Source organism: Marinobacter litoralis, assembly GCF_003336705.1.
Taxonomy (GTDB): Bacteria; Pseudomonadota; Gammaproteobacteria; order Pseudomonadales; family Oleiphilaceae; genus Marinobacter; species Marinobacter litoralis.
The window spans coordinates 71,945-85,010 of record NZ_QMDL01000005.1 but is presented as its reverse complement, the minus strand read 5'-3'; the positions used below and the strand labels follow the sequence as shown (position 1 = coordinate 85,010).

The following is a 13,066-nucleotide window of genomic DNA, read 5'->3' as shown; positions in this document are numbered from 1 at the left end:
GTGTCAGGTCGCGCATGACGGAGCACTGCCAAAACGCCATTACTGGCTACATGGCACTGTTCGTGCGGTCTTAATCCCTACGCCGGTATTATCCGGATCAGGTCGCGGGTTCTGCGTTGCAATCTCAGCCTATCGCCGGTTTATGGCGATTCAGCACCCCGTCAAGACGCGAATATCGAATTCGTTGCTTACACAATGTGTGAGCTTTTCAAGTGTAGAGACGGGACTCATTATTGTCCATAATGAGCCACCGATACTTTTGGACCATACTGTCGCGTTAGCACTCGGCACTGTGGCCTTCCGATCCTTGTATCCAGATCACGGATGCCCGGAGACAGTTTGTCAGGAGATACAATGAAAAAACGCTTACTTCCAGGACTGATCACCCTGCTTGCAGCTCAGCCTGCATTCTCTCTGGATTTGATGGAGACTTACGAAAAGGCGCTGTCTTACGACTCCGGCATTGCTTCGGCCATGGCGAGATTCCAATCCCAGCAAGCCGCCAGTGACGTAAGCAAAAGTACATTGCTGCCTCAGATCGGCGCTTATGCCGAAGCCAATCACATCGACTTCGATGCCGAGAACGGCCCTGGAGACAGCTACAAGTCCCTGAACTACGGCGTTCAACTGACTCAGCCTATTTTCCGGGCAGACAACTGGTTCCGTTACGATGCCAGCCAGTTCCAGACCGAAGCCGCGCAAGCCCAATACAATCTGGCTCAGCAGCAATTGATTCTTGATGTAGCAACGGCTTACTTCAACGTGTTACGCGCTCAAGATACCGTGACCACCGCTCAAGCCACCGAAGCGGCTATTCAACGCCAGTTTGAACAGGCTCAGGAACGCTATGATGTCGGCCTGATTGCCATCACCGAAGTGTACGAAGCTCGTGCCAGCTACGATGACAGCAAGAGCCTGCGCATCGCCGCTGAAAACCAGCTAAATGTGGCCCGAGAGCAGCTTGCCCGCCTGACCGGCGAGTATGCCGCCGATTTGGAAAACCTGCGCGAAAACTTCCCGCTAGGCCGACCGAACCCGATGGACCCTGCCTCTTGGGAAGCCACTGCACTGGATCAGAACTGGTCTATTCAGGCGGCCATGCACCAACTGAACGCCAGCGAAGCCAACCTGAAAGTGGCCAAATCCGGCCATATGCCGACGCTCGATCTGGTGGCTTCCTACGGTGAAACTGAGCTTGAAAACGCCAAGACCCCGCAGCAAGAAGGAACCCAAGGCGTTATCGGGCTCCAACTCAACGTACCGCTGTACATGGGGGGCGGCACTCAAGCAGGCGTGCGCCAGCAGCGTTCACTGGTCACGGTGGCCGAGCAGGATTTGAATACCGTGCGCCGGGACGTACAGGTCAATACGCGCAGTTTATTCCTGACCGTCAACAACAACGTGGAAACCGCTTCTGCGCTTGAACAGACCATCATCTCCCGCCGCAGCGCTCTGGATGCAACGCGCGCCGGTTACGATGTGGGTACACGAAACATTGTGGAAGTGCTGGATGCTGAGCGAGCTTTCTACGTAGCGCTGCGGGATTACGCCAATGCCCGTTACGACTACGTGATTAACTCTCTGCAGTTGAAGCAAGCCGCCGGCACGCTCAGCCCTCAGGACCTGATCGAGCTGAACAACTGGCTCAGTGAAGGTGCCCGTGGCATTGAAGCGATGGCAAACGACGGTAAAACTCTGGAAGATCCCACCGAGTAATTCCCGCCGGCTTTACGAGTGAGCCCGGGCCGACGTCCGGCCCGGGTTTTACACTCTTTCGATGATCCCTTCGACCACTTTATCCAACGCGCCCCGGTTTTTATTCACGACCGCCAGCGCACGCTGACCATAAGCTTTGCACTCTTTCGCATCGGTCATCAGGCGACCCACCGCTTTTGCCAAATCCTCACAGCCCACAACCATTTGCACGCCTTGGTCAGCCACCAAGTGCTCATAGATTGTCTCGAAGTTGAACACATGAGGCCCGGAAAACACCGGCATTCCCCAAGCAGCCGGTTCCAGCGGGTTATGACCTCCGCGCTCGATCAGCGAACCGCCCACGAAGGCAATATCGCTGGCGCCGTAGAGCATCATCAACTCGCCCATGGTGTCTCCCAGATACACCTGAGCCTGCTGCGGGCTCTCGTTACGGGATCGACGGGCGATCAAAAAGCCCTTGTCTTCGGCCATCGCCGCAACGGTATCGAAACGCTCCGGATGTCTGGGCACGATAACCAACAGCGCATCATTGTGCTGTTCAAGAATACTCTGGTGGGCGCACAGCAACTGTTCGTCTTCACCGCTGTGGGTACTTCCGGCAATCCAGACCTTCCTGCCCGAGAGCGTTTTTCGGACTTCCTCGGATGCCTCGCGGACATCATCAGGAATATCCACATCGAACTTTACACTGCCCGTCACTTCCACGCGGTCCGCTGCCACCCCGATGCGCCGAAACCGATCAGCATCCGGTTCCGCCTGAGCCGCCACCCAGCTGATGCTTTTCATCACCGGTGCCGCCAGCCCTTTGACCTTTTCATAGCCTTGAGCTGAGCGTTCAGACAAGCGGGCATTAATCAGGAACACCGGCACCCTGCGCCGACGACACTGGCGGATCATATTGGGCCAGATTTCTGTTTCCAGAATAACGAGAATGCCCGGATTCACTCGGTTCAGAAATCGGCGAATTGCTCCCGGTGTATCGTAGGGCGCATAAGCGTAAGCTACCTTGTCACCGAACATTTTTCGGGCTTGAGCCAAACCGGTGTCGGTCATGGCTGTCATCAAGATGGTTGCGCCCAGGTTCTTTGCCAATAGCCGGCGAACCAAGGGGCCTGCCGCAATGGTTTCACCCACGGATACGGCGTGTACCCAGATAACCGGCCCGGACATTTCCGGAACTAGACCCAAGCGATGCTGCCAGTCTCGGCGCAAAGCCGGTGCTTTACGACCCTGCCACCATAGCCGTAGCAGGATAAAGGGCAGAACCAGCCGGATCAGCTGGGAATAGATAAAATGAAACACGCAGGACTCCCGGCAAAACAGTGCGTTATCATAGGACGAAATTTGTCGAGTGGCTGCATCTTGCCCTCGGGCTAAACGTTTGTCGATTCAGGATTCACGATTTTGAACAAGAAGTACCGCAAACAACCCAGAAACACCGATTACTCAGCTTACCGCCATCCCCGTTGGTGGCCAACTTGGCTAGGCATATCGATTATGTGGCTGTTCGCTCAACTGCCCATTCGTTTTCAATGGTGGTTGGGCAAGATCGCGGGCTTGCTCGCTTGGAGACTGGCGAAGAGCCGCCGTCATATTACTGAGGTAAACATTCGGCTGTGCTTTCCGGAGCTATCCGAAGCAGAACAAACAGAGCTTGTCCGAAAAGCCTTTATCGCCAATGGCATCGGCTTGATGGAGCTGGGCATTGCCTGGTTCCGTGACCCTGAGAAGCTCACTGGCATCACCCAAGTGCATGGCCTCGAACACTTTGAAAAGGCGATGGAAGATGGCCATGGCGTTCTGCTTTTAGGCGGGCATTACAGCACGCTCGACCTCGGTGGTAGTCTGGTCACCGAGTTCATTGATGCCGACGTAATGCAGCGGGATCACAACAACCCTTTAACCAACGCGGTGATGACCCGGGCACGGGGCCGCCGATACGGAACGGTTTTATCCTCCAAGGACTTGCGGGGCCTATTTCGCAGTCTGAAGAAAAACCACGCTGTCTGGTATGCCACCGATCAGGACTACGGCCGAAAAGACATTGTCTTCGCCCCCTTCTTCGGGATTCCCACCGGCACCATCACCGCCACATCCCGAATTGCGGACCGCAGCAAGTGCCGGGTTGTTCCGTTCAGCCATTTCCGCCGTGAAGACAAACCCGGCTACGACATTTACTTCCACCCTGCGCTGGAAAACTTTCCCAGCGGCGATGATCTGGACGATGCTACTCGCATTAATGCCATCATCGAACAAGAAATCCGAAAAGCCCCGGATCAATACTTGTGGATGCACCGCCGGTTTAAAACCCGACCGTCCAAAGATGATCCGGGCTTTTACAAAAAACAGAAGAAAAAGAGGTAGCGCGTGAACCCTGAAACGCGGGCGCCGGCGATCTGGCTGATTACCGATAACAAGCCAGGGCACAAAAACCAGCTAAAAGGGCTCGGCAACCGTTTGCGGGTGCTCACCGGTGCCAGTATTCATTGGGTGAACGCCACTGATTATTCTGTGCCGCTCTGGCGTGCGCTTCTGGGCGCTGCACCGACGATAGACTCATCGCTTCCCGCGCCCGCTCTGATGATTGCTGCGGGCTCGGGCACACACCGGTTATTGCTGGCTTTGCGCCGCCGTCGAAAAGCCCACACCGTGGTTTTGATGAAGCCGGCTTTCCCGCTCGCTTGGGTAGATGCGGCCATCATTCCAGCCCACGACAACGTAAAAGCCTCACGCAAGACGCTGATCACCGAAGGTGTCATCAACGCGATCACCCCGATGGCCCAATTGACCACAAAACCGGAAGCGCTCATCTTGGCCGGCGGCCCATCCCCTCATTTTGATTGGGATGACGATGCCGTTTTCGCCCAGATTACCGACCTGATCGATCGTTATCCTGAGTGGCGATGGACCATCAGCGATTCTCGCCGGACTCCTGAAGCCCTCACGGCAAGGCTGGATGAGCTGCAAGGCCCCAAAGCAACCTTCATTCACCACGAAAACACTCATGACACCTGGCTGAATCACCAACTGGCCGCGTCAAGAGCGGTGTGGGTGACTCCGGATAGCGTCTCTATGGTGTGCGAAGCCGCCACTTCCGGTGTGCCAACCGGCTTGCTCGACCTCCCTGCCCGCGGTCACAGCCGTGTCGCCAAAGGCGTTAACCGTCTCGCCGAGCAAGGCTGGGTTTGCTTCCGGCAGGATCATGACCGTGTTATGGGCGAAGACCCAGAGCGACACGCACGACTTTGGGAGGCCGACAGAGCCGCACGCTGGTTGATCAATCGTTTTGCATACTTGCCTCAACGCATGAACAAGGAGTCGCTGCATTGAGAATACTTCAGGCACTTCCCGCCCTGTACAGCGGCGGTGTAGAGCGTGGCACGGTAGAGTTCGCGGCTGAACTGGTCAAGCGTGGCCACGAATCATTTGTGGTATCCAACGGCGGCCCGATGGCTGAACAAGTGCGCGGCCAAGGTTCCACGCATCTTTACATGCCAATCCACCGTAAAACCCCCGCATCGTTCGGCCAGATTCTGCCTATGCGACAGCTGCTGCAGAGCCTCAAGCCTGACATCGTGCACGTTCGCTCCCGCATGCCGGCCTGGATCGTTCATCTAGCCTTGAAGTCGCTGCTGGCAAGCGAGCGCCCGGCCATCGTCTCGACCTTTCATGGCATGTACTCGGTGAACCCCTACAGCGCGGTCATGGCCAAAGCGGATCACGTGATTGCAGTATCCAACTGCGTGAACGACTACGTACTGAAAAACTTTCAGGTACCGGAGGACAGGCTGACCGTGATTCAGCGCGGGGTCGATATTGACGCCTTCCGCCAGCGCGCGATCAATGAACAGTGGCGCGAGATATTGTTATCACGCTTCCCCCAGCTTGCGAACAAAAAGATCATCATGATGCCGGGCCGGATTTCCCGCTGGAAAGGTCAACTGGATTTCCTGAAAGCCATGGAAAGCATCGTCCGCCAGCGTCCGGATTGCCACGGTATTATCGTGGGCGGAGCCGAGCCCGGGAAGGAACGCTTTTTACAGGAACTGGAAACCGAACGAAGCCGGCTAAACCTGACTAACCAGGTTTCTTTTCTTGGCCAGCGCAACGACATGACCAACCTGTACTTGCTTGCCGATGTGGTTTGTCACATGTCGACCAAGCCGGAACCCTTCGGCCGTACCGTTACAGAAGCCTTGGCCTCGGGCACACCGGTTGTCGCCTACAATCGTGGCGGTGCGGCGGAGACCTTGCAGGCCTGTTTCCGGGAGGGGTTAGTAACACCGGATGATTCGGACGCCTTTGCTCGTACCGTTCTGGAGTTACTTGATAAGCCCAAGCAAGAGGTTGAGCTGCCGGAGCGGTTTTTGTTGCGGGCGCAGACGGAGGGGACACTGAAGATCTACGAGAAGGTCCTGGCTGAGAAAGGCGCGCGTTCGGGATGAAGGTTTTGATGCTGATGCTCTCGGACAACCCCGGAATTGGCGGTCTTGAGAAGCACACCCGAGAACTGGCCACCGCGCTCGCTGAACTGGGCCACCAAGTATCCGTTGCAGCCGCTCCGCAACACGTTGCACCTATGGAAGGCGTTTCCTGCATCCCTGTGAACGCGCAGCAGTCACGAAACTCCATCCCCTTGCTGCTCAAAATCTTGCGGACTATCCGGGAAGGAAACTACCAAGTTGTGCACGCCCAAGGCACCAAAGCAGCGTTTGTTCTGCAGAGGCTGGCGCCGTTTATCAAGAAGCTCGCACGCGTTGCCAGCATTCACGGTTTTAAGTCACGTTACCCCAAAGCTGGCGTTTTCCATCAGCTGATCGCGGTCAGCAAAGCACTTGCAAACGACATCAATCAACCGGAGGTTACGGCAGTCTACAATGGGGCCTCAGTTGCCAATCAGGCCCCCGCGGAGCTGCCCCGAGAGGCCACCCGACCAATATGGTTAGCGGTTGGACGGCTCGCACCGGTCAAGGGATTTGGCTTGCTGATCGAAGCCTTTCAGTCCTGCCCCGGCACCTTATTGATCGCGGGTGACGGTCCAGAGCACCAACGGCTTCAAGCGCTCGTTGAGTCCACAGGTCAAGCTGACAAGGTTCAGCTTTTAGGCTTTCGAACAGACGTACCCGCACTCATGGCCGCCGCCGATGGCGTGGTTATTAGCTCTGAACGAGAGGGGTTTTCTTATGTCTGCGCCGAAGCGCTTCTGCTCGGCAAGCCGGTTATTTCCACCAACGTCCCGATTGCGAATGAAGTCTTGCCCAAAAGACACATATTCCAAGGCGGCGAGGCAGCTGAGTTTGCCAAGTTACTGCAACAAGATCTGGAGTCCGTAACCGCCGACCAATCCGAGGCAAGAGCCTTCGCCAAAGAAAAGCTGTCACTGTCCGCCATGGCCGCCAACACGGTCGCAGTTTACCAAAAGGCTTCAGAAAAACTCGCTCTAGAGCGCTGCAAGCGATGACAGGCTACACTAAAGCAACCCGCACTTTGCCGTCGCAACCTGACACTATGCTCGATTTAACTGGCCAACAACCGTTCGCACAAGGCTCTAACCGCAAGTGCTACACGCACCCACTGGACGCCACTCGGTGCTTGAAAGTCATTCGCCCTGAAAACATCACCGCGCGCTTTGAACGGCAATCACCTGTGAAGCGACTCCTTGGCACAAAACGGCTCAACGATAACGACCAAGAAATTCGGGCCCACCACCAGCGCGCCATCCAAAAGCTCCTTGAGCAAGGCGACGACGCGTTGGTCTGGGCGCATCTGCCCAAGTTCTATGGCAGCGTTCCCACCTCGTTGGGCGAGGCCAATGAAAGCGAACTGATACGCTGCGCTGACGGCAGCGTTGCGCCAACACTTGAACATCTGATTAAAGAGCAGGGTCTTACCGCTGAACTGAATCAGGGCATCGACGAGTTTCTCTCTTGGCTGCAGCAAACCAAAATACTGACCAGAAACCTGCTCCCTCACAACCTGGTCGTTTCAGATCGATTCGACCACCCTCGCCTGCTTCTGATTGACGGGCTGGGCGCACCGACCATCCCACAAGCACTCGATTCCATACCGGGCTGGAGTTCACGCTACATTAAACGGAAGATCGCACGATTCAGGAAAAGACTGGACTGGGAACAAGGCGATTCAGGCCTGTCTTGGGAAGATTTCCAACGCTTAAGATAAACCCTACAAGGTCAGCATGTTAGTATGTCGTCCACTTTGAATATTAACGGAACCGTCCATCATTAAAACGCGCGGAGTGCACTCATGATTCATCCCGTCATCATGGCCGGCGGCACCGGCTCTCGCCTTTGGCCCCTGTCCAGGCAACTGAACCCCAAGCAGTTCCTAAAGCTGACGGATGATCATTTGTCGATGCTACAACTCACTGTTGCCCGGCTGGACGGCATGGAGTCTGCGGATCCGCTTCTGATCTGCAACGAAGACCATCGCTTCCTGGCTGCCGAACAAATGCGGCAGGCGGGTTATAAAGATGCGCGGATTATCCTGGAGCCTTGCGGGCGCAATACCGCACCCGCCATTGCCCTTGCGGCCCTGCAACTGGCGAAGGCTACCGATGATGGTGCCGACGACCCGCTAATGCTGGTACTGGCTGCGGACCACCTGATACAGGACGTAGCGGCTTTCCAGCAAGGCATCCAAAAAGCGATCCCTCTGGCGCGACAAGGGAAACTCGTTACTTTCGGCATTGTTCCCAGCCACCCTGAAACCGGCTACGGCTACATTGAACAAGGCAAAGAGCTTGAAGACAGCTGCTATAGCGTCGATCGATTTGTCGAAAAGCCCGACTTAGCCACGGCAGAGAGCTACTTAGCGTCTGGTGACTATCTCTGGAACAGCGGTATGTTCATGTTTGGCGCTCGCCAGTACCTCACCGAGCTTGAGAAGCACCGCCCAGAGATTCTATCGATCTGCCAGGCTGCGGTTGAGGATGCCAACGAAGACCTGCACTTCACACGCATTAACGAAGCGGTATTCGCAGAGTGCCCTGAGGACTCTATCGATTATGCGGTGATGGAGAAAACCCAAAATGCGGCAGTGGTAGCGCTTGACGCTGGCTGGAGCGATATCGGCTCTTGGTCTGCCCTGTGGGACGTGTCCGAGAAAGACGCCAACGGCAACAGTTTCATGGGGGATGTTATTGCCCACGACACCACCAGCACCCTGGCACGTTCCGAAAACCGCTTAATCGCCACCGTCGGCGTGAGTGACCTGGTGATTATCGAAACCAAGGATGCCCTGCTCGTCGCCCACAAAGATAAGGTGCAGGACGTTAAAAAAATCGTCGAACGGCTCAAGAATGACGACCGAAACGAGCACATTAATCACCGGGAAGTTTACCGGCCTTGGGGCGTTTACGACTCCATTGACAGCGGCGAGCGCTACCAAGTCAAACGCATTACTGTAAAACCCGGCGCCAAACTGTCTGTTCAGATGCACCATCATCGCGCTGAACACTGGATTGTCGTGAGCGGTACCGCGAAGGTAACCAATGGCGAGAAGACCTACTTGGTGACGGAAAACCAGTCTACCTTCATTCCCGTTGGCCAGGTTCACTCACTGGAAAACCCGGGAGTCATCGACCTTGAATTGATCGAGGTTCAATCCGGCTCCTATCTAGGCGAAGACGACATCGTGCGTTACGAGGATCGGTACGGAAGGTCATGAGTAAGCTGAAGTACTTTCTGATCGCGGGCCTTTTAAGGCTCGTGAGTTTTTTGCCTTTTCGGGCCGCCCAATTTATCGGCAAATGGCTCGGCCTGCTTGGCTGGGCCATGAATGGCAGGTCACGCAAGACGACCGACACCAACATTCGCATCTGCTTACCGGAACTGTCTTCTGCTGAGCAGGGCCAGTTGTCCAAAGACTCCATGGCTCACACCGGCATGACCGCCGCAGAAATACCTCTGATGTGGGAGTGGCCGGTTGAGAAATGCCTGGGGCTGATCAAGGAAACGAGAGGGCTGGAGCTGGTAGACAAAGCGCTTGCTTCCGGCAAAGGCTTGATTCTGCTCGCCCCCCACATTGGCAACTGGGAGCTAATCGGCCTGCTCTTCTCATCCCGCTATAAGATGGCCTCGCTCTACAGCCCTCCACATATTAAAGAATTTGAGGACTATATGATTCGGGTTCGAAGCCGTGTTGGCTCCGAATTGGTGCGCGGAGACCGCCGCGGGCTGCTCCGCCTAATGGGCATTCTCAAAGAAGGAGGCGTTGCCGGCATCCTTCCCGATCAATCCCCACGGGGCAAAACCAACGCCTACGCGCCTTTCTTCGGAATGGAGGTGCGAACGATGACGCTGGTCAACAAACTCATGCTAAAAACGGGCGCAAACGTTCTGGTGGCCTTCGCCGAACGGCTACCCAAAGGCAACGGCTTTCGCATTATCGTGGAAGAAGCCGCTCCCGGAAACGGTGACGCAGATCCAGTAGTCGCGGCAACGGCCTTGAACAAATCCGTCGAGAAGGTTGTTCGAATGGCACCCGAGCAGTATCAATGGGAGTATAAGAGGCTCCGGCACCGGCCGCCTGGAAACCCGAATCCGTATTATCCTGACAAAATCTGCCGCTGACGTGTCATTGCCCAATATCTGAGCAAGTACAGACAGGCATCTGACCAGAACCCGCGTTATACTAGCCACTTTATTTTACCCGCTAACATTTGGACACTGGAATTTTATGGCCCCAACGTCAATTGGTGTTGTCATCACCACCTACAACTCTCCCCTCTGGCTGAGCAAAGTACTGACGGGTTATGAATGCCAGACCTTCACCAAGTTCCGGGTCATCATTGCTGACGACGGCTCTACCGATGAAACTCGCGATCTGATTAATAGCTTTAAAGAGCGTGGCATTTTGGCGATCGACCACGTATGGCACGAGGACGATGGCTTTCGAAAATGCCAAATTCTGAACAAAACCATTCAAGAGACAAGCTGTGACTACCTGATCTTCACCGATGGTGACTGCATACCCGAGCCGGACTTCGTGAAGACCCACCACGATCTTGCTAAGCCCGGGCTCTTTTTGTCCGGCGGTTATATCAAGCTCACCATGCCGGTATCCGAAGCCATTGCCGATGAGGACATCCGCTCCGGAGTCATTTTCAAACCAGACTGGCTGGTCGCTCACGGGCAGCCGAAGAACCACAAATTGTGGAAGCTCTCCCCTTCAAAGGGATTCCGCAACTTCATGAACCGCATCACGCCCGCCGCTGCCAGCTGGAATGGCATGAACAGCTCCACCTGGACTCAGGATTTGATCGCCGTTAACGGGTTCAACGAAGACATGCAGTACGGTGGCTTGGATCGAGAACTCGGCGAGCGCCTCTGGAACTACGGCCACAAATCACAGCAGATACGCTACAGCACGGTTTGCCTGCACCTCGATCATGCTCGCGGTTATTCCAAACCCGAGATCTGGGCGAAAAACAGAGCCATCCGAAAAGCCGTGAAGGATAACAAAACCTTCTGGGCGGAAAACGGGATCAAGAAGAAACCGTCAGCATGAGAACTCTGGTCGTCATACACAGTCTCAAAATGGGAGGCATGGAGCGGGTCGCCGTTAACCTAGCCGATGCATTCGCGGAAGAGGGCCATGAAAGCCATTTGCTGGCCTGCAGGAACCGCCCCAATGACTTGGCACCGTCGCACGAGGCGGTCAAGCTGCACCACTTTGATCAACAGCAAGCACTGCTGAAATCCGTGATCGGGATTCCCGTCTTCCTGCTGTCACGCGTTCTGCTAGGCGTTATTCTTCCGAAATCCCACTTCATGTGGGTAGGCTGGCTGTGCGGCTGGCTTCTCAAGCACCACATTCGAAAACTGGAACAGCAACACGGGCGTTTTGACCGAATTGTTTTTCGCGGGTTAGGCACGTTCAAATATTTCTGGTCATTCCGAGACGAGCGCAATGTTTACGTGCTCGAAAACGTGATTCATTACGACCGCCCACTCTGGCAAAAGAAGCTGGAATGGAAACTGGTTTTTCACGACCGGCACTTAGCGTGTGTCTCGACCGGGGTTCTGGAGTCAGCGCAAGAAGCATTCGGGAAAGGAAACATTCGGCCTAAAAGCCTGAGAGTCATCACCAACCCCTGCCCGGTTGAACAAATCCGCGCCCTGGCGAACGAGCCGGACGATGACATCCCCAGCGAACCGTACATTCTCAATGTAGCTCGCTTGGTGCCACAAAAAGGCCACGCGCTCTTGCTGGAGGCCTATAAAGCCTCAGGCATTGCTCACAAGCTGGTCATAGTTGGCGAAGGCGAGCTCCGCAGCGAACTCGAAGCAAAGGCCAGAGATCTAGGCATATCCGACCGAGTCATCTTTGCTGGAAAGCGCAGTAACCCGTACCCATGGATGAAACAGGCAGATCTATTTGTGTTGGCCTCGGAGTACGAAGGGCTGGGCATTGTGCTGACTGAGGCTTTGGCTTGTGGGACGCCGATAGTATCAGTGGACAGTCTTGGCGGGGTTCGTGACGTTTTCCGAGGAGAACTTGAACGTTACCTAGCACCGCGATCGCCGGAGGGCTTGGCACAAAGCCTTAGCAATATAACTCGGGAACTACCGATACCCGTAAAGCCTAATTGGCTCGCCCCCTTTCGGAGTGACGTCATCGTGGTTAGTTTTCTTTCAGGTGCTCACAACCAGGACAGCTAATTGCCTTCAGTGACGGCGGCTACGATACTTCCAATATCGTCTAGACTGTAATCAGCGCCTTTAAAGTCAAACGAAGACTCACTCCAGGCTGAAACAAAAATGAAATCAAGGTCGGCCCGAGATGCCGCCTCAAAGTCATATTGACTATCTCCTACAAACACAGCGGGGAATGACAGAACCTCAGTTTCTGCCGCCCAAGCCAAGATTTGGTCTTTAGTTTGAGGGCTGCCATAAATACCGCCGTCAAAGTAGACATCAATTCCTCGGGCAGCGAAAACCCAGCGCAACTCTTCCTGATCCCCTCCTGACACCACCATCCATGAAGATTTTGGCGTCAGCTTTTTTAACTGGTCAAGGCCCGCCGCAACTTCACAGTTCATCAGCCCGTTTCGAACGTATCCTGCATAAGCATCCAATAGCAATTGAAGCTCGTCGGTATCAACACTGTCACGCCCCACAATGTCCGTCAGAAAATACTCAAACTTCACGTACCGAGAGACCCCCCCGTTGGCTATGTGGAACGCTACCAAGGCATCTGCCTTGTCCCTACCATAGGGCTCTGCCGATCGATAAAACGCTTCCGTTTTAACGACATTCGAGTTAAGTAGAACCCCATCGCAGTCAAAAACCCAGGTGCTATAGCTCGGCAAAGATTTCATCGTTTTATG

At 55.1% G+C, this 13,066-nt stretch carries 12 protein-coding genes and 1 riboswitch; of the genes, 10 read left to right on the top strand and 2 right to left on the bottom strand.

Going from position 1 to position 13,066, the window contains the following annotated elements:
* Positions 1-57: 57 nt before the first annotated feature.
* Positions 58-171: riboswitch (TPP riboswitch) on the bottom strand.
* A gap of 183 nt (positions 172-354) precedes the next feature.
* Complete coding sequence (locus DOQ08_RS15250) at positions 355-1,716, top strand: TolC family outer membrane protein (protein ID WP_114335845.1); 1,362 nt, start codon at positions 355-357, stop codon at positions 1,714-1,716.
* A 48-nt stretch (positions 1,717-1,764) separates the two neighbouring features.
* On the opposite strand, the gene waaA is transcribed toward DOQ08_RS15250, so the two are convergent.
* Positions 1,765-3,018 carry a lipid IV(A) 3-deoxy-D-manno-octulosonic acid transferase gene (waaA, locus tag DOQ08_RS15245; RefSeq protein WP_114335844.1) on the bottom strand — a complete coding sequence of 418 codons (1,254 nt, stop codon included), beginning with the start codon at positions 3,016-3,018 and terminating at the stop codon, positions 1,765-1,767.
* 102 nt (positions 3,019-3,120) lie between these two features.
* Between waaA and lpxL the strand changes: the two genes are divergently transcribed.
* The 9 genes from lpxL (at position 3,121) to DOQ08_RS15200 (ending at position 12,398) form a co-directional block, all read left to right on the top strand.
* Positions 3,121-4,080, top strand: a complete 960-nt coding sequence (gene lpxL / locus DOQ08_RS15240; RefSeq protein ID WP_114335843.1) for an LpxL/LpxP family Kdo(2)-lipid IV(A) lauroyl/palmitoleoyl acyltransferase — start codon at positions 3,121-3,123, stop codon at positions 4,078-4,080.
* A 3-nt stretch (positions 4,081-4,083) separates the two neighbouring features.
* Positions 4,084-5,046, top strand: coding sequence for a mitochondrial fission ELM1 family protein (locus DOQ08_RS15235; RefSeq protein ID WP_114335842.1), 963 nt, complete (start codon positions 4,084-4,086; stop codon positions 5,044-5,046).
* Positions 5,043-6,161 carry a glycosyltransferase family 4 protein gene (locus DOQ08_RS15230; protein ID WP_114335841.1) on the top strand — a complete coding sequence of 373 codons (1,119 nt, stop codon included), beginning with the start codon at positions 5,043-5,045 and terminating at the stop codon, positions 6,159-6,161. Before DOQ08_RS15235 ends, DOQ08_RS15230 begins: the two co-directional genes overlap by 4 nt.
* A complete protein-coding gene (locus DOQ08_RS15225) occupies positions 6,158-7,177 on the top strand; it encodes a glycosyltransferase (RefSeq protein WP_114335840.1) in 1,020 nt (339 codons plus the stop codon). Before DOQ08_RS15230 ends, DOQ08_RS15225 begins: the two co-directional genes overlap by 4 nt.
* A gap of 47 nt (positions 7,178-7,224) precedes the next feature.
* On the top strand, positions 7,225-7,896 hold the full coding sequence (locus DOQ08_RS15220; protein ID WP_114335925.1) for a YrbL family protein: 672 nt from the start codon (positions 7,225-7,227) through the stop codon (positions 7,894-7,896).
* Between the two features lie 84 nt (positions 7,897-7,980).
* Entirely contained in the window at positions 7,981-9,402 is a 1,422-nt protein-coding gene (locus tag DOQ08_RS15215) for a mannose-1-phosphate guanylyltransferase/mannose-6-phosphate isomerase (protein ID WP_114335839.1), read from the top strand.
* Positions 9,399-10,307, top strand: a complete 909-nt coding sequence (locus DOQ08_RS15210) for a lysophospholipid acyltransferase family protein (protein ID WP_114335838.1) — start codon at positions 9,399-9,401, stop codon at positions 10,305-10,307. Before DOQ08_RS15215 ends, DOQ08_RS15210 begins: the two co-directional genes overlap by 4 nt.
* 106 nt (positions 10,308-10,413) lie before the next feature.
* Entirely contained in the window at positions 10,414-11,244 is an 831-nt protein-coding gene (locus DOQ08_RS15205; protein ID WP_114335837.1) for a glycosyltransferase family 2 protein, read from the top strand.
* Positions 11,241-12,398 carry a glycosyltransferase gene (locus DOQ08_RS15200; RefSeq protein ID WP_114335836.1) on the top strand — a complete coding sequence of 386 codons (1,158 nt, stop codon included), beginning with the start codon at positions 11,241-11,243 and terminating at the stop codon, positions 12,396-12,398. The genes DOQ08_RS15205 and DOQ08_RS15200 overlap by 4 nt, the downstream gene beginning before the upstream one ends.
* Here the strand turns inward: DOQ08_RS15200 and DOQ08_RS15195 are convergent.
* On the bottom strand, positions 12,395-13,057 hold the full coding sequence (locus DOQ08_RS15195; protein ID WP_114335835.1) for an HAD family hydrolase: 663 nt from the start codon (positions 13,055-13,057) through the stop codon (positions 12,395-12,397). The genes DOQ08_RS15200 and DOQ08_RS15195 overlap by 4 nt on opposite strands.
* Positions 13,058-13,066: the final 9 nt, after the last annotated feature.